The sequence below is a fragment of the Campylobacter sp. 2014D-0258 genome (assembly GCF_008000495.1).
Lineage (GTDB): Bacteria > Campylobacterota > Campylobacteria > Campylobacterales > Campylobacteraceae > Campylobacter_D > Campylobacter_D jejuni.
On record NZ_VOAR01000026.1, the window covers coordinates 61,474 to 87,952 of the forward strand.

General features: G+C 31.3%; 24 protein-coding genes and 1 tRNA gene. 2 read left to right on the forward strand and 23 right to left on the reverse strand.

Going from position 1 to position 26,479, the window contains the following annotated elements; translation table 11 throughout:
- Positions 1-2: 2 nt before the first annotated feature.
- The 11 genes from ccoO to SR62_RS07385 all read right to left on the reverse strand — a co-directional run bounded on the left by ccoO (position 3) and on the right by SR62_RS07385 (position 8,893).
- Positions 3-668 carry a cytochrome-c oxidase, cbb3-type subunit II gene (ccoO, locus tag SR62_RS07335; protein WP_002855439.1) on the reverse strand — a complete coding sequence of 222 codons (666 nt, stop codon included), beginning with the start codon at positions 666-668 and terminating at the stop codon, positions 3-5.
- A gap of 12 nt (positions 669-680) precedes the next feature.
- Positions 681-2,147: a cytochrome-c oxidase, cbb3-type subunit I gene (gene ccoN, locus SR62_RS07340; protein ID WP_002860335.1), complete on the reverse strand. Its 1,467-nt coding sequence runs from the start codon at positions 2,145-2,147 to the stop codon at positions 681-683.
- 125 nt (positions 2,148-2,272) lie between these two features.
- Positions 2,273-2,953, reverse strand: a complete 681-nt coding sequence (bumR, locus tag SR62_RS07345) for a butyrate response regulator transcription factor BumR (protein WP_002858876.1) — start codon at positions 2,951-2,953, stop codon at positions 2,273-2,275.
- A gap of 2 nt (positions 2,954-2,955) precedes the next feature.
- Entirely contained in the window at positions 2,956-4,167 is a 1,212-nt protein-coding gene (gene bumS / locus SR62_RS07350; RefSeq protein ID WP_002851243.1) for a butyrate sensor histidiine kinase-like phosphatase BumS, read from the reverse strand.
- A complete protein-coding gene (locus tag SR62_RS07355; protein WP_002867237.1) occupies positions 4,164-4,823 on the reverse strand; it encodes a sulfite exporter TauE/SafE family protein in 660 nt (219 codons plus the stop codon). Before SR62_RS07355 ends, bumS begins: the two co-directional genes overlap by 4 nt.
- Entirely contained in the window at positions 4,820-5,938 is a 1,119-nt protein-coding gene (gene carA / locus SR62_RS07360; RefSeq protein ID WP_002851156.1) for a glutamine-hydrolyzing carbamoyl-phosphate synthase small subunit, read from the reverse strand. The genes SR62_RS07355 and carA overlap by 4 nt, the downstream gene beginning before the upstream one ends.
- A complete protein-coding gene (locus tag SR62_RS07365) occupies positions 5,938-6,489 on the reverse strand; it encodes a DUF507 family protein (protein ID WP_002851269.1) in 552 nt (183 codons plus the stop codon). Before SR62_RS07365 ends, carA begins: the two co-directional genes overlap by 1 nt.
- 92 nt (positions 6,490-6,581) lie before the next feature.
- Positions 6,582-7,100 carry a MotE family protein gene (locus tag SR62_RS07370; RefSeq protein WP_002855458.1) on the reverse strand — a complete coding sequence of 173 codons (519 nt, stop codon included), beginning with the start codon at positions 7,098-7,100 and terminating at the stop codon, positions 6,582-6,584.
- On the reverse strand, positions 7,093-7,521 hold the full coding sequence (locus SR62_RS07375; RefSeq protein WP_002797496.1) for a flagellar export protein FliJ: 429 nt from the start codon (positions 7,519-7,521) through the stop codon (positions 7,093-7,095). The genes SR62_RS07370 and SR62_RS07375 overlap by 8 nt, the downstream gene beginning before the upstream one ends.
- A complete protein-coding gene (locus SR62_RS07380) occupies positions 7,518-8,768 on the reverse strand; it encodes an adenylosuccinate synthase (protein WP_002867236.1) in 1,251 nt (416 codons plus the stop codon). Before SR62_RS07380 ends, SR62_RS07375 begins: the two co-directional genes overlap by 4 nt.
- 27 nt (positions 8,769-8,795) lie before the next feature.
- Positions 8,796-8,893 (reverse strand) — tRNA-Sec (locus tag SR62_RS07385).
- 139 nt (positions 8,894-9,032) lie between these two features.
- On the opposite strand from SR62_RS07385, the gene yedE reads away from it, so the two are divergent.
- Both yedE and yedF (SR62_RS07395) read left to right on the forward strand, forming a co-directional pair.
- Positions 9,033-10,241, forward strand: coding sequence for a selenium metabolism membrane protein YedE/FdhT (yedE, locus tag SR62_RS07390; RefSeq protein ID WP_032582239.1), 1,209 nt, complete (start codon positions 9,033-9,035; stop codon positions 10,239-10,241).
- A 3-nt stretch (positions 10,242-10,244) separates the two neighbouring features.
- Positions 10,245-10,472, forward strand: coding sequence for a sulfurtransferase-like selenium metabolism protein YedF (gene yedF, locus SR62_RS07395; protein ID WP_002851188.1), 228 nt, complete (start codon positions 10,245-10,247; stop codon positions 10,470-10,472).
- 15 nt (positions 10,473-10,487) lie between these two features.
- Here the strand turns inward: yedF (SR62_RS07395) and putP are convergent, their stop codons facing one another.
- The 12 genes from putP to SR62_RS07455 form a co-directional block, all read right to left on the reverse strand.
- The gene (putP, locus tag SR62_RS07400) at positions 10,488-11,957 is read right to left on the reverse strand and encodes a sodium/proline symporter PutP (protein WP_002872334.1); all 1,470 of its coding nucleotides are present in this window, start codon (positions 11,955-11,957) and stop codon (positions 10,488-10,490) included.
- A 17-nt stretch (positions 11,958-11,974) separates the two neighbouring features.
- The gene (locus SR62_RS07405; protein ID WP_002892457.1) at positions 11,975-15,463 is read right to left on the reverse strand and encodes a proline dehydrogenase family protein; all 3,489 of its coding nucleotides are present in this window, start codon (positions 15,461-15,463) and stop codon (positions 11,975-11,977) included.
- 129 nt (positions 15,464-15,592) lie between these two features.
- Entirely contained in the window at positions 15,593-16,615 is a 1,023-nt protein-coding gene (gene selD / locus SR62_RS07410; protein ID WP_079263920.1) for a selenide, water dikinase SelD, read from the reverse strand.
- Between the two features lie 9 nt (positions 16,616-16,624).
- Positions 16,625-17,197 (reverse strand): sulfurtransferase-like selenium metabolism protein YedF, encoded by a 573-nt coding sequence (gene yedF, locus SR62_RS07415; RefSeq protein ID WP_002892461.1) that lies wholly within the window; start codon positions 17,195-17,197, stop codon positions 16,625-16,627.
- A gap of 109 nt (positions 17,198-17,306) precedes the next feature.
- On the reverse strand, positions 17,307-19,409 hold the full coding sequence (gene ccaA / locus SR62_RS07420) for an aspartate chemotaxis receptor CcaA (protein WP_002892463.1): 2,103 nt from the start codon (positions 19,407-19,409) through the stop codon (positions 17,307-17,309).
- Between the two features lie 112 nt (positions 19,410-19,521).
- Complete coding sequence (locus SR62_RS07425) at positions 19,522-20,259, reverse strand: winged helix-turn-helix domain-containing protein (RefSeq protein ID WP_002855349.1); 738 nt, start codon at positions 20,257-20,259, stop codon at positions 19,522-19,524.
- Entirely contained in the window at positions 20,252-21,034 is a 783-nt protein-coding gene (gene fdhD, locus SR62_RS07430; protein ID WP_002855544.1) for a formate dehydrogenase accessory sulfurtransferase FdhD, read from the reverse strand. Before fdhD ends, SR62_RS07425 begins: the two co-directional genes overlap by 8 nt.
- Before the next feature lie 166 nt (positions 21,035-21,200).
- Positions 21,201-22,133, reverse strand: coding sequence for a formate dehydrogenase subunit gamma (locus tag SR62_RS07435; protein ID WP_002855337.1), 933 nt, complete (start codon positions 22,131-22,133; stop codon positions 21,201-21,203).
- Complete coding sequence (gene fdh3B, locus SR62_RS07440; protein WP_002851264.1) at positions 22,130-22,771, reverse strand: formate dehydrogenase FDH3 subunit beta; 642 nt, start codon at positions 22,769-22,771, stop codon at positions 22,130-22,132. Before fdh3B ends, SR62_RS07435 begins: the two co-directional genes overlap by 4 nt.
- Entirely contained in the window at positions 22,768-25,572 is a 2,805-nt protein-coding gene (locus tag SR62_RS07445; RefSeq protein ID WP_079263921.1) for a formate dehydrogenase subunit alpha, read from the reverse strand. Before SR62_RS07445 ends, fdh3B begins: the two co-directional genes overlap by 4 nt.
- Entirely contained in the window at positions 25,572-25,763 is a 192-nt protein-coding gene (locus tag SR62_RS07450; protein ID WP_002862162.1) for a twin-arginine translocation signal domain-containing protein, read from the reverse strand. The genes SR62_RS07445 and SR62_RS07450 overlap by 1 nt, the downstream gene beginning before the upstream one ends.
- Positions 25,738-26,451: a molecular chaperone gene (locus SR62_RS07455; protein WP_074484210.1), complete on the reverse strand. Its 714-nt coding sequence runs from the start codon at positions 26,449-26,451 to the stop codon at positions 25,738-25,740. Before SR62_RS07455 ends, SR62_RS07450 begins: the two co-directional genes overlap by 26 nt.
- Positions 26,452-26,479 lie beyond the last annotated feature (28 nt).

The following is a 26,479-nucleotide window of genomic DNA, read 5'->3' on the forward strand; positions in this document are numbered from 1 at the left end:
TCTTACTTTAAGCTATTTAAATAAGCGATCAAAGCAACTATTTCTTTGATTTCACCTTTAGCAAAAGCATCTTTTACTTCTTGATTTTTCATTTGATCAACTATAGCCTGAGCTTCAGCTTTTACTTCAGCTTGCGCATCTTCCCAAGAACCAAGTTTTGTTCCATTTTCTGTATCATAAGGAACATTGAAAACTTTTTTCACAGTTAAAGCCTCAGCATAAGCAGTTTCAATATCTGCATTATTTTTAAACATATGCTTATATGAAGGCATAATAGAATCTGGAACAACAGAAGTAGGATCCCACATATGATTTTCATGCCAATCAGCTGTTCTATAATTTCCTACACGAGCAAGATCAGGTCCTGTTCTTTTTGAGCCCCAAAGAAAAGGTCTATCATAAGCAAATTCACCACTTACAGAATACATACCATAACGATCTGTTTCTGATTTAAATGGACGAATAAGCTGTGAATGACAAGCATTACAACTATCTTTAATATATACTGCACGCCCTGCAAGTTGTAAAACCGTATAAGGTTTTTTACCTTCAATTGGTCTTGCATTTTCTGCAAAATTTGGTAAAACTTCAACTATGCCTGCATAAGCAATCACTACAAAAACAGCTACAGCAAAAAAGAATGGATTTTTTTCTAACCAACTAAACATATTTTCTCCTTTTTATGCTGCCATAGGCGAAGCGCTTTTTGGTTCTTTATCAAGCACTCTTCCACAAGCAATTGTTTTGTAAATATTATAAGTAAACATAAAGAAACCGATAAGATACAACAATCCACCAATCGCTCTAATCCAATAATAAGGAACAATAGCCACAACAGTATCAATAAAGCTATAAAGCAAGTTACCATACTCATCTGTCGCTCTCCACATCATACCTTGAGTAATACCCGCAATCCACATTGAAGCAAAATAAAGAACTATACCTGTGGTTTGGATCCAAAATTGAGCTTCCATTAAAGATTTGCTATAAAGCTCTCTTTTGAAAACTCTAGGAGTCATATGATAAAGCGCAGCCATAGTCATAAATCCTACCCAACCTAATGTTCCATCATGAACATGTCCTGGAATCCAATCTGTAAAGTGTGCTAAAGCATTAACAGATTTAATTGAAAGAATTGGCCCTTCAAGTGTTGAGAACATATAGAAAGTTGATGCCAAAATCATAAATTTAATCAACGGACTCTCGCGAAGCTGACTCCACTCACCTTTCATAGTAAGCAAGATATTAATCGCTGAACCCCAAGAAGGTAAAATCAATACTACAGAGAAAACCGAACCCATAGTTTGCATCCAATCAGGTACAGTTGAATAAATCAAATGGTGACCACCTGCCCAAAGATAAACAAACATTAAGCCCCAAAATGCAAATAAAGAGAGTTTATAAGAGAAAATCGGCTGACCACTTTCTTTTGGCAAGAAGTAATAAATTTGAGCAATAATACCCACAGTAAATACAAATGCCACAGCATTATGTCCATACCACCATTGTACTAAAGCATCATTTGTTCCTGCATACATTGATACACTATGCCACCATTTACCCATTCCAGTAACAAAATAAGTTGGTACTTCCATGTTGTTAAAAAGATAAAGCATAGCTATACCTAAAAATGTAGCTATATAATACCATAGAGAAATATAAAGGGTTTTTTCACGGCGAATTCCAATAAGTCCAAAAATACTTACACCCCATAAAACCCAAACAAGAACAACAAGAATATCTAAAGGCCACTCAAGCTCTGCATATTCTTTAGATGTAGTCACACCCATAAACAAAGATATAACAGCTAAAACCATAGTAAGCATATAAAGCCAAAAATGAAGCTTACCAACAGCCATTAAAAATCTTGACTCAGCCATACTCACTTTAAGAACACGCTGACCTATATAATACCAAGTTGCCCAAATCCCTGAAAGCATAAAACCAAAAATCACACCCGAAGTATGAAGTGGTCTAAGTCTTGAAAAAGTGGCATATTCTCCTGCTAAATAGTTTAAATTAGGATATGCCATTTGAAAAGCTATAAGAGTTCCTATAGCCATACCAACAATGCCGAACAATATGGTCGCAAACATAAAATATCTTGTAACCGTATAGTCGTAATTTAATACATTACCTGGATGCATCGACTTTCTCCTTAAAATTTTTGATAACAAGAGAATATTATAGAATATTAATTATACATTTTTTCTTAAAAACAACAATTTTGTTAATCATTTGTTATGCTTTATATTTTAAGGTTAAATCAGTCTTATTTATTGATATTTATCTTATAACCTAAACTTGGCACATTTTTTATAAAATCTTCACCCACTTTATCTCTTACTCTTTTTATAAAAGTTCTAACAGCAGTATCGCTCACATGTTCACCTATCCAAACATTTTTCTTAATATCTTCATGCAAAACCAAAGCCCCAGGTTGCTTTAAAAGCAAAGAAATAAAAGCCAATTCTTTTTTAGTTAAAACAATTTCTTCACCACTGTAAATTAAAGTTCGTTTAGTTTTGTTAAATTGATATTCTTCAGAAATTTTTACAAGCATATTTGCTTCAATTTTTTCACCTATCAGATAATCTAAAACTTTAAACAACTCTTCTATATCAACAGGTTTAATCAAATATTTATCTATACCAATATCAATAGAACGCAAAAGTCTCTCTTTCTCTGAATACGCACTAAGAACAACAATTGGAACATCATCTGAAATTTCTTTAATCTCTCTTGCCATATCCAGTCCATCCATAATAGGCATAGCAATATCTGTGATAACTAAATCTGGCTTAAATTTTTTAAATTTTTTAAGCCCCTCATCTCCATTTTGAGCTCCGATTACTTTACTAAAGCGTTCGCTTAATATATTAATCATTGATTCTCTAGCCTTAACCTCATCTTCAACTACTAATATTATCAATTCTTTACATTCTTGTGACATTTCTACTCTACCCTCTCTTTTAGTTTTAAAAATATCTCAAAACAAGCCCCGTCTTTTCCATTTTTAACTTTTATTTTTCCTTGGAAACTTTCGATAATTTGTCTACTTATATAAAGTCCTACTCCTATACCTTGACTAGGATGTTTTGTTGTAAAATAAGGTTGAAAAATTTTATCTAAATTTTCTTTATCAATCCCACCAGCATTATCTTTTATTGTAATTTTCAGATAATTTTTTCCAAATTTTGAAAAATTTATTGTTATGATTTTCCTTTTTTTGTTTTTAAATGCTTCTATTGAATTTAAAATCAAATTAAGAAAAACTCTTATTAAACCATTCTCATATGCCAAAACTTCATAATCACTTTTCGAAACAATATTAATATTTACATGATTTTTTTCTATAGTTTCAAAAGCAATTTCCAAGGCTTTATTTAAAGTCTCTTTTATAAATACACACTGCTCTACTCCTTTGTTAAACAAAGTTCTAAACACATCAATTGTTTCTGACATATTTTTAATCATATCTTTTGATTGTGAGTAAATTTCAGCAAATCCTTTTTCATCTTTAAGATTTTGCTTCATTTGAAACATGGCAATACCGAGCTCATTTAACGGTTGTCTCCATTGATGTGCTATATCGCTAATCATTTGTTCTAATGAAGATTTCAAAATCTCTTCATATGCTATTTTAATATCTTTTTCATTTTTTTCCAAGGCAATTTGCATTTTTTTCTCAAATTTTTTACCTAACTGTATAAATTCTTGTTGGTGATTTTTAACTGTATTTTCAAGATTAATACTTAATTCTCTTAATTTAGCGTGATTTAGAGCAAGCTCTTCATTAAGCTTAAAAGAATTACTAACATCATGAGAGAATGCTACTATTTCTATTAATTCATTATTTTTATCCAATATGGGGATTAATAAAGTTTCAAGATAGAAAGTTTTGCCTAATTTATCAATATTTTTAAAAATAACTTGATAAGGTTTTTTATATGAAAGTTTTTTTAAAAGTTCTTCAATATAACATTCCTCAACATCTGGATGTTTAAATATTGAATGTTTTTTTCCTATAAGCTCTTTTTTACTATATCCACTTATTTGACAAAGTTTATCACTGACAAAAATTAAATTTCCTTGAACATCAGCTCTTGAAAAAATTGTATTTTTTTCAAGAGCTTTAAAAAACTGATCTTTAAAAAAATCTTTCATTGAAAAGCCTTAAAACCTATATAGGCAAGATTTATACCGTAACAAACAATAACGCCATACGATAAATAATTAAATAAATTTTTCAAAAAATCACTAAAAAACTGTGAAATTTTAGAAAAAAATAACATCGCAGGTAAAGTTGATATTCCAAAAATCATCATTACCAAAATACCTTCAAAAATATTTTGCTTACTCATTGCATTGGCTATAAAAAAATACACCAATCCACAAGGAACAAAACCATTTGAAAATCCTAAAAATATGGCTGATTTTAATCCTTTAAAATTTTTAGATTTTTTAATAATTTTCTTTACAAAACTATCAAAAAAAACATTATTTTCAATAAAAGATAACATATTGCCTCTAAAAATAAGAGCAAAACCCAAAATCATCATAAATATACCAAGAATAAAAAATGACAAACTTTGAACCTTAGCATTGATTGCCAAGATATTCCCAAAAGTCCCAAAAATTATCCCTAAAACAATATAAGCAAAAATTCTAAACAAATGATAAATAAAAGTTAATAAAAATAAATTATTGCTTTTTGAATTCAAATTTATAAAAAGTAAATTAAAACCACCACACATAGAATAGCAATGTCCAAAACTAGATAAAAAAGCAACGCTGATAATAGCTAAAAAATCTATACTCACATCAAATTCATAAATTCTTTAAAAATATACTTACTTTCATGAGGACCTGAAGAACTTTCTGGATGATGTTGTACTGAAATAATAGGATAGTCTTTATATCTTACTCCTTCAACATTATCGCCAAATAAATTTCTATGAGTGATATGAGCCACTTGAGCTAATTCTTCTGGAACATTATAATTATGATTTTGTGCGGTAATTTCTACCGTTTTTGTATCAAGATTGATCACAGGATGATTTGCTCCATGTTGTCCAAATTTCATTTTATAAGTTTCATATCCAAAAGCATTACTTAAAAGCTGGTGACCTAAGCAAATTCCAAGCATAGGAATTTTAGCTTCTGCAAGTTTTTTAATCTCTGCAATCTCTTGTTTTAAAATCCTTGGCTCACCTGGACCATTAGAAAGAAACACGCCTTGAATTTCACCTTTTTTATACAGAGTAATCAACTCATCTGCTTTAACATTATATGGATAAACTTCTACTTCAAAACCTACTTCTACAAGTTCATTTAAGATATTTGTTTTAACACCATAATCTATAACAGCAACTTTTTTCTCACTTCTTTTAGCATCATTAAATTTTTGAAAACTAGCGTTCCAAACGCCTTGTTTATGAGAATAATTTTTCTTAGTGCTAACTTCTTTTACAAAATTTACTTCATCAATTTTTGCTGATTTTTCTAAGGCGATTTTTAAATCTTCTTTATTTGAAATTTCAGTTGAAATTACAGCTCTTAAATTGCCATTATTTCTTATCATTTTTACTAGATATCTCGTATCAAGTTCATAAATTCCTATTTTTCCATGTTTTTCAAGATAATCTTGCAGACTTTCTTTAGCGCGAAAATTTGAAAAACTGGAACTTAATTCACGCATTAAAACACCACTTGCAAAAATTTCCTTGCTTTCATTATCATTTTCATTGGTTCCCACTATACCAATTTCTGGCATGGAAAATACGATAAATTGCCCTGCATAAGAAGGATCTGAAATAATTTCTTGATACCCTGTTAAAGAAGTGTTAAATACAAGCTCTCCAAAAAAAGTACCGCTCTTTCCAAAAGCCTTAGCACTTAAAAAAATATCATTTTCTAAATAAATATAAGCCTTCATTAAAACATACCTTTTTTTCTGAGCTCTTCTTGATAGAGTTTTTCAAAGATAAGATCGTATTCTTCGCTACCTGGAATAGGTTTTGTTTTATAATTGCTAATTTTCTCATAAACCTCATCTTCAAGTTTTTCATAAATTTTAAGATAAGACTCTATGCTTGAAAAGATTAAATTTTTAACTCTATTTTCACTCACTATAAAATTAATATAATCATTCTCTACAAGTTCTTCTAAAATTTGATGCGCTAGATGATTATGTCTATCTTCAGAATCTAAAATCACATTAAATTCAGGAGCTAACTTTTTCTTCACAAGCCAAAACATATTTTTACGATCTACTTGCATAAGCTCCATTTCATCTTCTTGTTGCTCTAAAAGCTCTTTTACTCTTTCATCTAATTTTCTTTCATTTAGAATATCTTTCTCTAAAACTTCTATTATACATACCTTAAGCTTTTCTAATTGATCTTTAATTTCTACAAAAGAAGAATTAGCTATATCTAACATCATTTTATTTGCGATATAAGGAATATGTGGTAATTTTATACGCATCTTAAAAACCTTTTATTTGATAATGTTTGAAATAATAGCTTATTTTTGGTAAAAGAATGTTAAAAATGAAAAATTTTCATTATTTTAATCACCTAATTACTAGCATTATTATCTAAATTTTTCAAAAGCAAAGTAAGCTCGCTAGCTTTTTTTGGATCCATTTTAGATAAAACACCTGAAATTTTACGCGATTCCAAAGAAAGCATTATTTTGCTTGCATCCTCTGCATCCATTTGACTTAAAACATCTGCAATGGCTGCATCTTTCATTTGGGAATAAATTTCTTTAACCCTACCTTGAGTTTTATCATTGATTGAATTTAAAATCTTTTGTTGTTTTTCTACAAGCCTTGCGTTTTCAAGCTTTAATTCTTCAATTTTTGCCAAAGTTGCATTAACCTCAGCCTCTTTTTTTTCTAAATTTTCAAGCCTTTCTTTTTGCAAAGCTTCAAAAGAGGCTTTATAAGCTTCTAAAGATTGTCTTGCTTCATCAAATTCTCTAGTTTGCAATTCAATTTGAGCTTTTCTAGCTTCAAAATACTGCTCACAATCTTGTTCAGCTCCAAAAACTACACTTGAAATAAAAACTAACAATATAAATTTTTTAATCATCTTTTTCTCCTTTGAAAAAACGACTGATTGCAATTTCATCTAAAAATTTTTCTTCAGCCTTGGCAAGTTCTTTTTGCTTTTGTTTAATTTCCTCGGCTTCTAAAACCTTCATTTTTTCATAATCTAAATGTGCTTTTTGATATAAAAACTGATAATGATTCATTTCTTTTTTAGAAAGTTCTACTTTCTCCTTAGCTCTTGCCAAAGCCTCGCGTCCTACTTGTGCCATACTTAAATTCGATCTTAACTCTGCTATAGATCCTGATTTTGGCAATACGCCTAAACTTTCACACTCTTGGCGTGAAAGTTCATAAGCTTTTTCATGTTCAAGCTGTCTTTGTTTGGCTTGATTAAGATTTGATTCTGCTTTATCAAGTTGTTGTTTTCTTACCTTTACAACAGAATTATATTTACTTTTCATAAGATGATAGTATCATCTCTTTCAGGGCTAGTAGAAATATATTTTACCTTAACCCCTGCAAGCTCTTCAAGTCTTGCTATATATTTTTTAGCATTTTCTGGCAATAAATCATAATCTTTTATACCAAAAACTTTATCCCAACCATCCATTTCTTCATAAATAGGTTGAACATTTTCTAAATCACTTGGTATATAGTCGATTTCCATACCCTTATATTCATAAGCACGACAAATTTTTATCTTTTCAAAACCATCTAAAACATCAAGCTTCATCAAAGATAAAGCATCAAGACCATTAAGCCTTGCTGTATATCTTACAGCAACCGCATCAAACCATCCACAGCGTCTTTTGCGTCCCGTGCTTACGCCAATCTCTTTTCCAATTTGCGCAATTTTTTCTCCATCTTCGCCCTTATCCTCAGTAGGAAAAGCTCCATTTCCCACACGCGTTGCATAAGCTTTTACAATACCTATAATATTTCCCGCTTCTTTAGGATTTAACCCAAGTCCTGTTAAAGCGCCTGCTGAAATAGTACTTGAACTTGTAACATAAGGATAAGTTCCATGATCAATATCAAGCATAGAGCCCTGAGCTCCTTCTAAAAGTACTCTTTTATCTTCATCTAAAGCCTTCCAAAGCATTCTTGTAGTATCTGTAATATAAGGAGTTAAAATTTCATTAAAACGTTTTAAATCAGCAAGCAATTCTTCAGCACTTGGAATTTCAATTTCAAGCATTTCAAAAAAAGTTTTATTAGCTTCAAAATCTTTTATCAAAGCCTCGCAAAGTCTTTGTGGTTCTAAAAGCTCTCCAAATCTATGTCCTGTACGATTAATCTTATCTGCATAAGAAGGTCCTATACCCTTACCTGTTGTTCCTATGGCATTTTTGCCTTTGAGCTTTTCTTTTGCAATGTCTATTAAAGAATGATGTTTTAAATTTAAATGAGCTCTATCGCTGATATATAATCTACCTTTTAAATTTTCAAATTGAGCCATTTCAGCGATCAATACTTCAGGAGAAACCACAACTCCATTTCCGATAATATTAATACATCTTGGATGCAAAACTCCACTTGGCATAAGATGAAGCGCATATCTTACACCATTTACCCAAATCGTATGTCCTGCATTGTGTCCACCTGCACTTCTGCAAACAAAATCATAATTTTCACATAATTTATCAACTACCTTACCTTTTCCTTCATCGCCCCATTGAATGCCGACAATAATATCTGCTTTGCTCATAAAAATTTCCTTGATTTTACTTAATATTGGCGAGAAGATGAGAGAATCGAACTCCCCAAAGAATAGTCAACTATCCTTTCATCTGATTTGAAGTCAGTGGCGATCACCAGATACGCTAATCTTCCAAAGTGATAATTATAGCGATTTTTAATGAAAAACAAAATAAATTTATCAATATTCTTTTTGACTTCATATTAAATTTAAGCTATAATCTTACTCTTTTTTAGCATCAAGTTTTGATGATTACATTTTTAGGATCTTTCTTTGAATTCTTTTAAACAAAAATATTTAATCAATTTTTGGGACAATTCCCGTTCTATGATTGCACTTGGAATTTTAAGTGCAGTGTATTTTGGGATTTTTGGTGGCGTTTGGGCTGTTACTGGAGAAATGACACGTTGGGGTGGCGAGTTTTTAGAGCTTTTAGGTATGAATTTAGATGGATATTCTTATTACCAAAAGCAAAATTTAAATGGAACCCCTTTAACAAGAACTGATGGTATTATGCTCATAGGTATGTTTATAGGTTGTTTAGTAGCCGCACTTTTAGCTAACAAAGTCAAATTTCGTCTACCTGCTAGCAATATAAGAATTTTTCAAGCAATAGTAGGTGGAATTCTTTCAGGATATGGAGCAAGACTTGCATTTGGATGCAATTTAGCTAATTTTTTTACAGGTTTACCTTATTTTTCTTTACACACTTGGCTTTTTACTGTTTTTATGGTTTTAGGAATTTATCTAGGAGTGAAAATTTGCAACACTTCCTTTTTTAAACCTAAAGCTAAATTAGAACATGTAAATAAAGAAAACTTGCCGTTAAACAAGCAAAGTTTGCGTACAAAATTATATTTTAACTTAGGCATATTGCTTTTCATAGCCTTTTTAGTTTGGGTGTTTTATCTTGTTTTTACAAATGGCAATATCAGCACACAAAACAAACAAAGTCTTCTAGCTTTAGCACTGATTTTTGGTTTTGTTTTTGGCTTTGTTATTTCTAGAGGGCAAATTTGTTTTACTTCTTGCTTTAGAGATTTATTTTTATTTGGTAGAGATAATGCTATAAAAGGCGCATTAATCGGTATGATTATCGCCTCTTTAATCGCTTTTGCTTTTATCTTGCAAGGTCATACTAGCAAACTCATAGAACTTTCTCCTGCTGTAGCTGTGGGAGCATTTTTGTTTGGTTTTGGTATAGTTTTTGCCGGAGGTTGCGAGTGTGGTTGGACTTATCGTGCCTTTGAAGGACAAAGTCATTTTATAATAGTAGGAATTGCAAATATAATAGGAACTATGATTTTAGCTTTAAGTTATGACTTTTTACCAAAAGCTTTTAAAGAAGGTATAAAAATCAATCTTTTAACTGAATTTGGCAATTTAAATGGATTTTTTATCAACCTTATTTTATTCATCTTAATGTTTGTTTTTGTAGTATTTTACAAAAAACACTTTTTTAAAAATCAACTTAAAGGATAAACAGTGAAAATTACTTATAGTTTAAATTTACAAGGTGAAGCTTGTCCTTATCCTGCTATAGCAACACTTGATGTCTTACCTAAGCTTAAAAGTGGAGAAATTTTGGAAGTGCTTTGCGATTGCCCACAAAGTATCAATTCCATACCTCAAGATGTAAAAAACCGTGGTTTTAAAGTGCTTGAAATCGATCAAAGTGGACCCACGCTAAGATTTTTAATACAAAAGCCTTAAAAAAGGCTTTTGTTCTCAAAGCTCTTTTAACATCTTTTCATAAGCTGCTTTAGTTCCAGATCTTACATTTGTAAACAAACTTGCAATAATAATCACCGCCGAAGCTGCTAAAAACCCTGGAACTATTTCATAAAGACCTGAATTTGCAAAATTCTTCCAAAGCACCACAGTAGCAGCTCCTGTTATCATACCTAAGATCGCTCCTACTCTTGTCATCCTACTCCAAAATAAAGAAAAAAGCATTACAGAACCAAAAGAAGCTCCAAATCCAGCCCATGCATAAGAAACTATACTCAAAACACTTGAGTTTTTATCAGTAGAAATCAAAAACGCTATTACAGCTACCAATAAAACACCTAATTTACCTAAATTTAATACAACATGACTTGGCGCATCTTCTCTAAAAATCTTTTTATAAAAATCTTCCGCTATAGTAGAACTTGAAACCAGCAATTGTGAACTTGCTGTACTCATAATAGCTGCTAAAATAGCACTGAGTAAAATACCTGCTATCCAAGGATTAAATAAAAGCTGCGACATCACGATGAAAATCTTTTCAGGATCTTGCAAACTTAATTCAAATTTATGCACATAAGCTATGCCCAAAATACCTATCATACAAGCACTTAAAAGACAAACCGCCATCCAAGCAATACCTATAAAAGTGGCCATAGGAATATCTTTAGTAGAACGAATCGACATAAAACGCACTAAAATATGTGGTTGACCAAAATAACCCAAACCCCAAGCAAGTGCAGATATAATACTTATAACTCCTACTCCTTCGCCCATAGATAAAGCTTGTGGTTTTATTTCTCTTACTATATTCATCGCTTCACCAAAGCCACCTAAATGATAAAGCATAACCAAAGGTACAATAATTAAAGCCATCATCATTAAAAGCCCTTGTATCATATCCGTCCAACAAACCGCCTTATATCCACCTAAAAAAGTATAAGCAACAATAATAATCGTTCCAGTAGTTAAAGCATAATCGTATCTGATACCAAAAGTACTTTCAAAAAGTTTTGCTCCGCTTACAAGCCCTGATGAAACATAAAAGGTAAAAAATATCAAAATTACCACCGCACATACGATGCGCAGTATATGTTTATCATCATCAAAACGAGTTTCAAAATAATCAGGAATAGTCAAAGAATTTGCAATCACACTGGTATAAATTCTAAGTCTTTTTGCCACAAAAATCCAATTTAAACTAGCTCCTATAGTAAGCCCAATTGCAATATAAGAATCTATAAAACCACTTACATATAAAGCTCCCGGTAAACCCATTAAAAGCCAACCACTCATATCAGAAGCCCCTGCGCTAAGTGCAGATATCACAGGCCCCATGGTACGCCCACCTAGAAAATAATCCTCTGAATTTTTATTTTGTTTATAAAAATAAAAACCTATATAAAGCATTAATAAGGCATAAGCTACAAACATCACTGCTATTGGGGTATTAATTTGAACCACTTCCATCAATCTCTCCTTGATCATTAAGATATTGCTCTAATGCCTAAATTTCCATAACGATGAAAAGATATACTTAAAGCTTTTTCATTAAAATAATTTAAAAGTTCAAAACGACCATTTAATAATGGCTTTTCTCTTATAATGATTTTAGCAAGCTTTGCAGCCTCTTTATAAATCTCATCATTTACATCTGGCTTTGCTAAATAACGCACTCTTTCATATTCTTTAATACTCTTGATAAAATTTTCTTTATTTTCTTTTAAAAACAATACTTTTGCTCCTATGCTTTGAACAATTCGTTCTATTATACTAACATCTTGTTCATCATAACTGATACTTAGATCAATATTTGCAATATTTGCACCTAAAACCACACCTAAAACATCTTTTAAGCTTTCATTTCCACAAAGTCTTAAAACCATATTCTTTATTTTAGTATAAGAAAAAAGATTATCTTCTCCACGAATATTGACATAATCTTTTGAAACACTAAACTCGTTTTTATAATGATAAGCATAAGATTGAGACATTTTAATTAAATTGTTCATAAAATCTTGTGCTTCTTTTAAATCTATTTGTGCTAATTTTTTTGAAAATTTATCTTCAATTAAATGATCATCAAAATCTTCTTGCTTAACCTCTAAAAATTGAGTGATATAATTATAAATTCCCACTTTTCTACCCAAACCTATAGCTGATTTTTTAATCCCACCAAAAGGTTGACGCAGCACTATAGCCCCTGTGGTTGGTTTATTGATATAAATATTTCCTGCTTCTATGTGAGTGTGAAAATACTCCCATTCTCTTTCATCTAAGCTTTCAAAACCTGCAGTTAAACCATAACCTGTGGAATTTACTATATCAATAGCTTCTTTTAAGTCTTTAGCCTTCATCACACTTAAAATCGGTACAAAAAGTTCATTCATATGAGTAAAATCACCCTTTTTAGTGCCATATTTTATGCCTGGAGTCATCAAATAAGGATTATCCTCTAAAAACTTAGGTTTTAATGCCCATTCTTCATAAGGTTGTAATTCATCTAAGGCCTTTTGAACTTTAGAACTTGGCTTATCAGCTAAAGTACCTAATTTATTTTTAAATTCAAAAGGATTGCCCACTGCCATAGAACTCGCAGCATCCACTAAAGTCTTTTTAAATTCTTCATCATGATAAACCTCTTCTTCTAAGACTAGCAAAGAAGTAGCTGAACATTTTTGACCGCTATTACTAAAAGCAGAATGAATGATATTTTTAATCGCACTATCACGATCAGCAAATTTAGAAACTATAGTCGCATTCTTTCCGCCAGTTTCAGCACTTAAAAGCAAGGTTGGATTAGCTTTTAACATAGCATAAGCAGTATCCTCTCCTCCTGTAAGAATTGAAAATTTAATCGCTTCATCAATAAGTAAATATTTAGAAATATCACTTCCTTTTGAAGGTAAGAAAATCAAAGCATCTTTTGGAATACCCGAATCCCAAAAACACTTACAAAGCATATAACCTGTTAGAGTTGAAAGTGAAGAAGGTTTGTAAATCACCACATTACCTGCGGCTAGTGGTGCAGCTATAGTACCTACTGAAATTCCTATAGGAAAATTCCAAGGAGCTATGGTAACCCCTATACCTTTAGGTGTGAATGTAACTTTTGGATTTTGTTTTTTAAGCTCTTCTAAAGAGTGCGGATAAAACTCTATAAAATCAATAGCCTCGCTTACTTCAGGATCGATCTCTAAAAAGGTTTTACCCACTTCTAAAGCTGCCAAACCTATCAAATCCCCTCTTCTTTCTCTCATCAGTTTTGCACTTTTGGCTAAAATTTGATAAATTTCATCATGACTTTTTTGTGTAAATTTGGAATTTTTAGCTACTTCTAAAGCTTGTTTGATTTCTTTTTCTCCTGCTAAATAAGCCTTTCCTATAACTCTATCTTCGATCTTATCTTTAACTTCTAAAACATTTAAATTTTCTGCTTTAAAATCAAGTTCGCCTATAACAGGATAAACATCATAATCTTTTAAATTTTCATATTTAGTTTTAATTTCTTTAGCCCACGCTCTATTTTGCGCTAAAATAAAATCCGTATCGCTTTCATTGCTAAATTTTTTACTTTCATAAGAACTTATGATATTTGATTCTTTATTTCTATCTTGCTTACGATGTGTAGTATTATCAAGAGTTTTTATGCCTTCTAAAGATTTTAAAAAAAGTTCTTTTTGAGCCTTCCAATTTTCATCTCCTACTTTAAGATTGAAAAAATAACGCATAAAATTATCTTCACTTGTATTTTCATCAAGGCGTCTTACAAGATAAGCAATGGCATTGTTAAAATGTGCTTCATCGCAAACTGGAGCATAAAGGATTAAATCATGCATTTTGGATAATTCATAAGAACATTGCAAACTCATACCTTCAAGCATTTCAAAAGTAAAAGAATCCAAAGCACCCGCTTCACTTATGCGTGTATAAGCATAAGCAATCTCAAAGATATTATGACTTGCAATTCCTATGTTGATGTATTTATGATTATCTCCTTCAAGAATAAAATCAAGCATTTTATTATAGTTGCTATCAGTATCTATTTTTTTATAAAAAGTAGGAAGTTCCCAGCCTTTTTGAGATGCAATGGTTTCTTCACTTTCCATATTAGCACCCTTAACAAAACGGATCTTAATAGGCTTCATACCTTTTAAAACCCTCTCTTTTGAAAAAGCAAAAAGTTTTTTAAGATACTCATAAGAATCAGGAATATAAGCTTGCAAAACAATCCCCGCTTTAATATCAAATTTGGCCACACTTTCTATAAAAGCTGCAACAGTAAGTTCTAAATCTCTAAATTCCTCCATATCAAGATTGATAAATTTAGAAACACCTTGTTTTTTCTCTTCTTCTAAGGCTAAAGCATAAAGATAATCTAGTCTTTTTACTACCTCTTCTTTGGAATAATCAAAATCTATAATATTAATTTGTGAAAAAATCGTAGTAATTTTTATGGAAATATAAGTGATATAACTTGATTTTAAAGCCTCTTCATATTTTCGCATACGATATTTACTCTCAGCTTCACCTAAAACCTCTTCGCCGATTAAATTCACATTTAAAGTGATTTTATCTTGCTCTTTTCTTTTTTTAATATGCGGCTCTAAAACACTAGGGTTTGCATCTAGAACCATAGCTTTAGTATCTTCTCTTAAATGTTTGACAAAAAAAGGTACACTTAAATTAGGAGCAAATTTGCCAAAATTTAAAAAGCTAAAAAGTAGGAATTTTTCAAAAGTGCTAAAAAAATCCGCTATGCCATATTTACTCAAAGTATATTCTATAAGCTCAAAACTTGCATTTTTATCTTTACATCTAAAAGAACGATCTAAAAGTTCTATAAGCATAACTTTATTTTTGGGATTATTAAGAAGTTTTTGCATTTTAGCATGAAATTCTTTTTCAGAATTTGAAATATTGGCTTCTATTTGTCCTTGCAATTCTTCAGCTAAAGCTAAAGCTTTTTGTATCATTTCGTATCTCCTAAGATAAAATAAATTTTAATAAATAATATATAAATAAGATAAAAATAATATTTTAAATCATAGAAAATGTATAAAAAATGATAAAAAAAATTTTAATGGGTATATAAGTAACAAAAATTAAGAAATGATAATATCATTTTCTTGCTTATTTACAACCTTAGCAATAATTTTAGCTTGAATATTTTCATCTTCTAGTTTTTTTAAACATTCTAAGGATTCTTTTTCACTTATAGAAATTAAAAGTCCTCCTGAAGTTTGCGGATCACAAAGTAATAATTTTTCTTCATTTAAATCAGGGATAAGTTCTTTTATAAATTCTAAATTTTTATAAGCTCCAGCAGGAATTAAACCCATATTAAAATACTCTTTTACTCCATCTAAAAAAGGAAGTTCACTTTCAAAAATTTCAAAAGAAATATTTTTATTTAGCATTTCTTTTAAATGTCCTAAAAGTCCAAAACCTGTGACATCACTCATGGCACCTGGATGAAATTTAAGAGCAATTTGACTGGCTTTATAATTTAACTCCATCATACTTTTAAGCATTATATCTAAATGTTTTTGATTTAACATTTGTGCCTTTAAAGCTGTACTTAAAATTCCTGTTCCTAAAGGCTTGGTTAAAATGATACAATCTCCAACTTTAGCCGTATTATTAGCAATAAATTTACTAGGATGTACTTTTCCTGTAACACTAAGTCCAAAAAAAAGCTCAGTGCTTTCTATAGTATGGCCACCCACAACTAAAGCATTGCATTCTTGAACCTTATCATTTGCACCTTCTAAAAGCTCTTTTAAGATATTTATATCATGATTACAAGTATCAAAACCTACTATATTTAAGGCATTAATCACCTCTGCACCCATAGCAAAAACATCGCTTAAAGCATTTGCTGCAGCAATAGCACCAAAATGATAAGCACTATCTACTATAGGAGTGATAAAATCAAGCGTTTGCACCAAAGCTAAATCAGGACTGATTTGATATACGCTTGCATCTTCATTATTTCCGATATCACTAAGTAAAGCAGGAGTTTTTTGCATGAAATTTAAAATTGTTTTAAGACCACCCGGGCTTAATTTCGCTGCTCAACCTGCTGCTTTAACAAAATGGGTTAAATTTTGATTTTTATATTGCAGTGTTTTTCCTTATAGAGTAATGATTTTTGCTTTACCAAAAAGCTCGTTTAAAATTTCATAAGCATTGCCTATATTTCCTATTTTAAGTTCTTTGCTTTTATTAAAAAATTCTAGACAAGCTCCACAACTTATGATCTCAATACCTAAATTTTCAAGTTCTTTCATAGCTAAATGTGCTTTATGATTTTCATCAACATTGATTAAAACACTTTCATTTACGCAAAGAATTTTACTTGGAGCATGATCTAAATTTTTTAAGGTACTTAAAAATCCTACAAGTAAATTTTGTCCCAATTCACCCTCGCCCACTTTGTCGGTTTTTAAAAATAAAACATTATAATCGTGAATATTTACTTCACTAGAATCAAAATTCTTTTTTTGTACTTTGATGCAAAACTCTTGTGCATTTTCATCTACAACAGGGTTTAAATTTAAAGAGTTAAGAAATTTTACAACATTATTTTTTGAAATAATAGAATTTAAAACAATTTCTAAAATTTCATTTTCTTGAAGTTTTTCAAGAGCGTTTTTTGTTTCAACCATAGGCTGAGGACAAGATAGATTGCGACAATCAATTTTCATTATTTTTCCTTGATATTAGCTTTGAAAAATAATATTATTTTATTACTTGTTTTGTGTTTAAAAATTTTAAATAATATAAAAAAATTTAAAAGCTCAAAAATGAGCTTTTTTAAAATCTTTTTTTATTCACATCTTCAAGAATTGCCGCAGCAATTTGATTGACTTCATTTGTTATATTATTGGTGACATTTGCAACTTCGACATTTTCCTTAGTTACAGTTTCAAGTTGTGCTATAGCATCGTTAATCTGTGTGATTCCTGCTGTTTGTTCTTTTACAGATTCTGCTACTTCATTTACGCTTTGAACAAGTATATTAATATTTGCCTCGATTTCAGATAAGGATTTTCCTGTTCTTTCCGCAAGCTGTCTTACCTCATCTGCAACAACTGCAAAACCACGCCCATGTTCTCCAGCACGTGCAGCTTCAATAGCTGCATTTAAAGCAAGAAGATTCGTTTGCTCAGCGATATCTTTAATTACATTGACAATATTTTTTATATCATCAGCTTGTGAAGCAACCTCAACTGTTTTTCCACTTACATTTTGCATAGAAGAATTAATCTCCTCTACGGCTGCAGCCGATTGTTCTAAAGAACTCGCTTGTGCATTAGAGCCATCAGCAAGTTTTTGCATAGAATTTTTTAACTCTTCTGACTGATTGGCTAAATCTTTAGCAAAATTTGAAGAAGCCAAAAGCATCTTTTTAATTTCTTTGCCTAAAATATTAGTTGTAATCTCAACTTCACCTTTAGCATTAAATACTTCTGTACTAAAATCAAGAGCCTTATAACTATCAAAAACTCTATTAATTTCATTCATATTAGAACCAATTTTACTTTGTAAAACATCAAGCATCCTATTAAGAACATTTTTAAGTTCTACTAATTGAGGATTTATAGGATTTTTAGTAATTCTTGCAGTTAAATTACCCTTTTCGATTTCTCTAGCAGTTTGCACCGATTCATCTACAGCATTTTGATCTTGTTCTAAAGATATTTGAATCTTTTCAATATTTTCATTTATGATTCTTCCCATTGCTCCTAGCTCATCATTAGCACGAATTTCAATAGCCTTAGGTTCAATTTTTTCATGATTTAAAAAACGGAAAAATGATTCTAAAGAACTAAGAATCACAGGCAATCTAGATGCGACAATTTTTCTTACGCAATAATAAACCACTCCTAAAACAACAAAAATAAAAATAAAAGATGCACCAAGAATAATTAATTGTAATTTTTTTAAGGGTTTAAATACTGAATATTTAGGAGCAGTTACCAAAACTGCCCAAGAACTATCTTGCACTTTAAAACTATTAATCGCAGCATAAGAATCATCACCATCAGAAGCTATATAGTCAAAAACTCCATTTTTTCCTTCGCTTATGGCCTTATAAGTTTCTTGTGCACCTTTATTAGGATTGACATCTTTTAAATTTTTTAAAACTAGATTTTTATTTGGATGTATCGCCATCAAACCATCTGAATTTAAAAGAACTCTTAATTCACCATCATATTTTTGACCTTTAGGGTCTAAAAGATAAGTAGCAATATCTGAAAAATCTAAAGTCATGCCTATGACACCTACAACTTGATTTTTTCGATCAAAAATAGGCATAGCAACATTTACAGCATCAAAATCTTGACCTTCTAAATTCATCTTAATAGGACGGCCTATATATACTTTATTTTCCCCATATTTTGCTTTTTTTAATATATCTTGCACAACTTGCAGATTAGCTATTTCATCACTAGCTTGTATTGCTTTTATTCCGCCTTTATTATCCTTTTCTTCATCAGCGTAAAGCATGACAAATTTTCCACTTTGAGTATTGAAAAATTTACTCTCTTCTTTAAAGTATTCTGGCGGATCGATAAGATACAAATAAGTAAAATTAGAATAAGCACTATTATCAAAAGTATTGGTTATAATATTTGTTATATTATCTATATCTAAATCTTCTTTAGAGGTTGATCTAAACATTTCTGTTAAAGTACCTGAAATACTTTTATTTAAAGCGATCATTTCCCCAAAAATTCCTTGAGTTTGGGTAGCATATTCTTTCGTGATAGAAGCAAGAATATCTTCTGTATTTTTAGTAATATTTTGACTTACTTGTTTTGTGATTAATGAAATTAAAATAATAAGTCCAATAACAACAACAGTTGCCACAGAAAAAATAAGTTTTAAACCGATATTTAAAGATTTAAACATCTTATAACTCCTAAAAAATAAAAAATTTAGATTCTAATTTTAACATATTTTTAAAAAAATAATATTAATTAATTATAAAAATATTATGTATTAGTATTTTTTGATAGAAGATTTATTTTTTTCCTTTTAAAAACAGTTCTTTAAAGCGTTTATTAGCGTATTCTTCTATATCTTTTTGTAAAATAGAGTAATTTTCCATTAATTCCAAAGCTCTAGGAGTAAGTTTTGTTCCTGATTCTTTAGAGCGTCCTTGTCTTGTACTAACTAAGATTTCTTGAGAATTTTTTTGTAAGGTTTGTAAATGCATCCAAGCTTTTTTATAATTAATCCCCATAAGTTTAGAAGCATGTAATAAACTACCTGTTTGTCCGATAAGTTCCAAAAGTTCTGTTTTTCCTCGTCCAAAAAGCAAATCTCCATCCGCATTTTCGATCCAAGTTTTTGTTCTTACTATAAATTGCTTACCTTTTTTTTCTTTAAAACAACCAAGTTGACAATACTTTACATCAACCTTATAAGCTTTTAAAGCTGAACGCATACTTTTAAGCCCACAACCTTCTTTAGCAATATCTCTTGCATCTTTACAAAAAATTCTACGCTTTTCATCTAAACTAGGTTCTATTTTTTTAAGTACTTCAATCTTTGCTTTTTCAAAATCTAAATGTCCAAATTGCCCCAACTCGCAATTATCAATTCTCATGTGATTTTCATCGGCTAATTGTCCGATTTTTTCTATATTTACATTAAATTTCTTTGCAATTTTAAAAGCCGTACCACAATCTAATTTTTCATTACTATTTAACAATTCTCTCATATATGAGATGATTTCTTTTTCTTGATTTTTATCCATGAATTCTAAATTCTCCACTATAAATATTAATCTTATTTTCTCTAGCAAAACCACAAAGCGTTAAATCAAATTTTCTTGCTATCATAACTCCTAAACAAGTAGGAGCCGTGCGTGAAACAAGCACTGGAATTTTATGCATAACTGCTTTAGCTACCATTTCAGAACTTAGCCTTCCACTAACCATTAAAAAACATTGACTTAAATCAACCCCAGCTAAACGTGCTTTTCCTAAAGCTTTATCTATGGTATTATGCTGAGCTATATCTTCACCTATAAAAAAAGTTTTCTCATCTACAAAAAGCTTAGCCGTATGTACACAGCCTGTTTTCTCATAAAGCTCGCATTGAGTATAAAAAGTACTCATTTGTTTTAAAATTTCATCTTTGCTAAATTTTGCATCAGAACTAATTTTACTCGCTTCAATAGCTTCTGGATCGATATTGGCAGTATGTGCTCTACCGCAACCACTTATAACTACACCTTCAGCATTAAGCTTTGCTAAATTTTCTTTATCAATCTTTGCTTTAATATGCACACTCATGCCATCATCTTTTGTTTCTATGCTCTCAATATCGCTTACTTTCGCAATGATATTTTCGCTCATTAAATATCCTATTGCTAATGCCTGTTCATCTACAGGAGTTGCCATTAAAGCACCTACTCTTTCATTATTAATAAAAATTTCAAGTTTAATTTCACGCACTAAAGTATCATCACATGTAAAAGAATCATTACCTTTATATTTTAAAATTTGAGTTGTAAATAACGGATCCATACCTTATCCTTTAAATATCTTTAAATAATATTATATCAAAAAAACATAAATAACAAATTTATATATGGAAAAATAGATTTTAGATTCAACTTATAAAATAAAATTCGTTCTATTTATTTCAAAAAAGCTTAAAACTACCGCTATGCAATAACATAGCGGTTAAAGATTAAATTTTTACATTAGGATCATAAGAAAAACTAGGTTCAATTTGCTTTTTATTGCTTAATTCTTTATACCAATAAGAATGTAAAATATAAACCTCTTCTTCTTCTTTATAACCACTAATCATAGAATGGATACTGCCTTTGATTGCAAATACTGCCATATAAATATGCACGCCAAAAAACACTGCACACACTATACCCAAGAAATTATGCACTATAGCTGAAATTCTTAAAAGTTCAATTTGAGTTAAACCAAAAAGACCTTGAATTGCTGTGGAATTAAAATCAAGAAAATACATAAATCCACCTGTAATTATCATCAAAAATCCACCAAATACGGCTATATAATACCAAGATTTTTGACCAAAATTAAACTTACCTGCAGGTACAGGACGTTTGATTTTACTTAAATAACCACCTACTATCATCATCCATCTGATATCATAACTTGCAGGAAGCATTCTTTTAATCCACCATAAAAACATAGGGATTATAGAGATGATAAATAAAACCGTTGCAAAAGCATGTAAATTTTTACAAACCCTTACAAAAAGTCCGCCTCCAAAAGTCGCCCCAAACATCATCACAAAACCAGTTGGCACTAAAATCACCCAAGAAATTGCCGCGATAAAATGAAAAAGTCTTTCAAATAATGTAAAAGCATAAATTTTCTTTCCATCGTGTGAAAATTGCTTAGGTCCTATAACCATATAATGCAAAGCAAATGCAGATAATACCGCAATAACAGCGATTAAAGCTATAGTAGCTATATATTCACCTTGCAAAGTTGTCCAAAGTTTGCCAAAAGTATCATAATTTGGGATATTTGTAATACGATGAAAATCCCAAATTTGAGTATCTTGTCCCATTCTCTCGCTACCATAAGCAAATAAACTTACCACGCTTAACAAAAGCGTTACAAATACTTTTCTCATAAGCGTTCCTTTCCTGTGTAAGCAATCTTCCATTCCAAACTTTCCGAAGGATTTGGAATGCCATAATTTCTATTCATAAGTCTATTATGATAAATCTCTTCTATTTTAGAACTTTCACCTACTAAAAGTGCTTTTGTCGAACACATCGCAGCACATACAGGAACTTTTCCTTCTGCGATACGATTTTGACCATAAAGTTCTCTTTCTTTTTCTGAATTCGTTGCTTCAGGGCCACCTGCACACATAGTACATTTATCCATAATGCCTTTATTTCCAAAAACACTATCTTTTGGAAATTGTGGTGCACCAAAAGGACAAGCATAAAGACAATATCCACAACCTATGCAAATTTCTTTATCATGCAAAACAATACCATCAGCACGGATGTAAAAACAATCCACAGGACAAACGATAGAACAAGGAGCATCATCACAATGCATACAAGAAATAGAAGTTGAAACTTCTTTTCCTTGAATTCCTTCATTTAAAGTAATCACACGGCGGCGGCGAATATGAATAGGAAGCTCATGTGCTTCATCACAAGCTACCGCACAACCATTACAATCAATACAACGCTCATTATCACAAAAGAATTTCAAGCGTTCTTTTTCTAAATTTGCAAAATTTACCTTACTCATTTTCCATCCTTACTGATTCTACAAAGCCCACCTTTAGTCTCTGGAATCTGACACATGATATCATAACCATAATTTGTTACCGTATTAGCACTTTCTCCGCTTGCATAAGGCTTAGTTCCTTCTGGGAAATTGTGCGTTAAATCCACGCCTTGCATAACTCCTGTAAAATGGAAAGGCAAGAAAATCATATCTTTTGCTACACCTGGATTAACCTTCACTCTTACATGAATTTTAGTACCTTCTGGAGAATGTACCCAAATCATATCTCCTGCTTTAATGTCTTGCTCTTTTGCTAATTCAGGATTGATCTCACAAAACATTTCAGGTGTTAAACGCGTTAGATACATAGATGCTCTATTTTCCATACCTGCACCATTTAAATTCACAAGTCTTGCAGTAACAAGATTAAGTGGGAATTCTTTAGAATAATCCTTAGCTTGTTGCACAGACACAAATTTAGTATCCACGCGGTAAAGCGCTTTTTGATCTTCAAAACTTGGATATTTTTGCACCAAATCGTTTCTTGGAGAATGTAAAGGCTCACGGTGGAGTGGAATTTTATCTTTAAAAGTCCAAACTACAGCTCTAGCTTTAGCATTTCCATAAGGAACTATGCCTTTTTCTATACATTTAGTTGCTATGATATTGCTATCATCATAAGACCAAGTTGATCCCATTTTTTCTTTTTCTTGGGCACTTAAAGTAATGCCTAAAACTTTTTCTATATTATCTTTAGTAATTTGTGGATAACCTGTATCAATAGGTGAATTTAAAGGCGCATTTTTAGCAAGTAAACTCTCTCCTTCATACTCAAGTCCAAAATTGTTTCTAAAGCCCATACCACCTTTTGCGACTTCAATGTCGGTATTATAAAGCACAGGAGAACCTGGATGCTTATCACTCCAACAAGGCCAAGGAAGCCCGTAGTACTCGCCAGCAACTTCGTCTTTTCCTTCTAAAGTTACCTCATCAAATTTATCCCAGTATAAAGTATGCTTTTTAAGCCTTTCAGGACTCCAACCATTAAGCCCTATACTTCTAACCGCTTTTGCAATTTCTCTTGTTGCATTTTCAGGCCAAACAATCTCACCTTTTTCATCGCGTAAAGTCTTAGTAAAGTCTTCATAAAAGCCTAATTTTTTAGCAAGCTCAAATAAAATTTCTTGATCTTCCATGCTTTCATAAAGTGGATCTACAACTTTAAATCTCCATTGTCCGCTACGATTTGTTGCTGTTACACTTCCGCTTGTTTCAAACTGTGTTGCTGCAGGTAAAAGATAAATTCCATCTTTTCTTTCTGCAATAATCCCTGCTTCATTTACAAAAGGATCAGCTAAAACTAAAAGCTCTAAAGCTTCCAAACCTTCTTTAACTTTTACTTGTTGTGCAGTCGAAGTGATACCATTTCCCATAACTACTAAAGCTTTTAAAGGCGTTCCTGCATTATCGATAGCATCATTGCCATCTTTTCCATTTAAAGCCGCTGCCCACCATCTAGCAAGTGAAAGTCCGGTTTTATGCATCCAATCTTTGCTTACAAAATTTCCTAAAAGCCACTCATAATCCACGCCCCAAATTTTGGCATAGTATCTCCAAGTCGCTTCATTTAAAGGATAATAACCTGGTAAATTTTCACTCAAACAAGCCATATCTGAAGCACCTTGAACATTATCGTGTCCGCGTAAGATATTAACTCCACCACCAAATTTACCTATATTTCCAAGTACCATTTGCACAATAGGTGCTAAACGTGTATTTGAAGTTCCTACAGTGTGTTGAGTTAAACCCATAGCCCAAATAAGCGTAGTTGGTTTGTTTTTAGCTACTTCGTGAGTGATTTGCACCAAAAGTTCTTTAGAGATCCCTGTAACATTTTCTACTTCTTCAGCTGTCCATTTTGCTGCTTCTTCACGAATTTTATCAATTCCAAAAACTCTTTCATCAAGATATTTTGTATCTTCTAAGCCTTCATCAAAGATGATTTTTAGCATTCCATACATGAAAGCAATGTCAGTTCCTGGACGAATTCTTGCATAAATATCCGCTTTTGCCGCACTTTTTGTAAATCTAGGATCTACAACGATAAGCTTTGCACCTTTTTCTTTTGCTTTTAAGAAGTGTCTAAAACCCACAGGATGATTTACCGCTGGATTTGCCCCAATGATAATGATACATTTACTTCTTTGAATGTCTCCAAGATGGTTTGTCATAGCGCCATAACCAAATGTATTCGCCACACCGGCGACTGTTGCGCTGTGTCAAATTCTAGCTTGATGATCTACATTGTTTGTTCCAAAAAACGCTGCAAATTTACGTACATAATAAGCTTGTTCATTGCTCATTTTTGCAGAACCTAAAAACATAACACTTTCAGGATTTTCTTTACGATAAGCAGCTAGTTTTTCTCCGATCTCACTTAAAGCTTGCTCATAACTTATGCGTTTCCATTCTCCATTTTCTTTTTTCATAGGATATTTTAAACGCACATGTGAACGCACCATATCGATCATATCAGATCCCTTGCAGCAATGTCCACCTGAACTCACAGGATGATCTTGAGCGATTTCTTGACGCACCCAAACACCATTTTGCACTTCTGCAATAATCCCACAGCCTACAGAACAGGCTGTACAAACTGTTTTTACTTTTTTACTACCTTCATAAGCTTCTTTAAGCTCATCAGCACTCGCTTCTCTTAAAGTTTCACTTCTAGCAAGCAACGGTGTTGCTAGGCTTGAAAGTGCTGCCATTTTAAGAAAAGAACGACGCGTAAGCTTGATATTTTCACCTACACTTGACATTACTCAGCCTTTATATAATAATTTTCCCAATTAGCACTTCTTTGAAAAAGCACTTCTTTTTTCTTACTTTTACCTTTAACCAAATCTTTTCTTTCTTTATCTTTAGCTAGAGCTAAAGTCGTGCTACCAAGCACTCCAGCAGCCCCTAAGGCAAAAGCGGATTTTTTAAGAAATTCCCTGCGATTTTTCACGAGTCCTCCTTTGTTTATTTGCTTCTCTTCTTAAAAATTCTGAACGCGATAGATCGTTTTGCACTTTTTTAGAATTTATTTTTGCAGGTTTTTCCACTTCAAAGCAAAGTCTTTCAAATTCCATAAAAGCCGATGCAATACTTGCAATTTCCTTATATAAATTCGCATTTTTATTCATGAAAACATCGCCTAAAAACTCATCAATGCTTTTATTGATCACTTTTTCAAAAAGCTCTTTGGCTAAATCATCTTCATTTTGCCTTAAAAATTCACTCATCAACAATAAACAAAATCCAACACTATCTTCACTTTCTTTAAAGAATTTTTCATTGCGTCTTATTTTGCTTTTGACTAAAATTTGACGCACGCAAAGTAAAGGATTTGAATTTTCAAAACCTTCTTCTATGTAAGAAAAAGTCGTTGGAATGCTGTTTTTAAGACTTAAAAAAAGCAAATCGTATTCTTTAAAAAATGCTTGTATAGAATTTTCATCATCTAAATGCCTAAGCAAGATATCAAAATTTGATTTTAAATTTTCATCAAATAAACATTCCTGCATTGTCTTTAAATACTCTTGTAATTTTGACAATCTTTCTTCAGAAAATGAAAAAACAAAAAGCTCTCCTAGACATTGATAATAAAGACTTCTAGCTAATCTTAATTTTTCCAAATCCATTAAAGCCCCCATGCATTCAAAATTTTCAAAAATAGCTTTA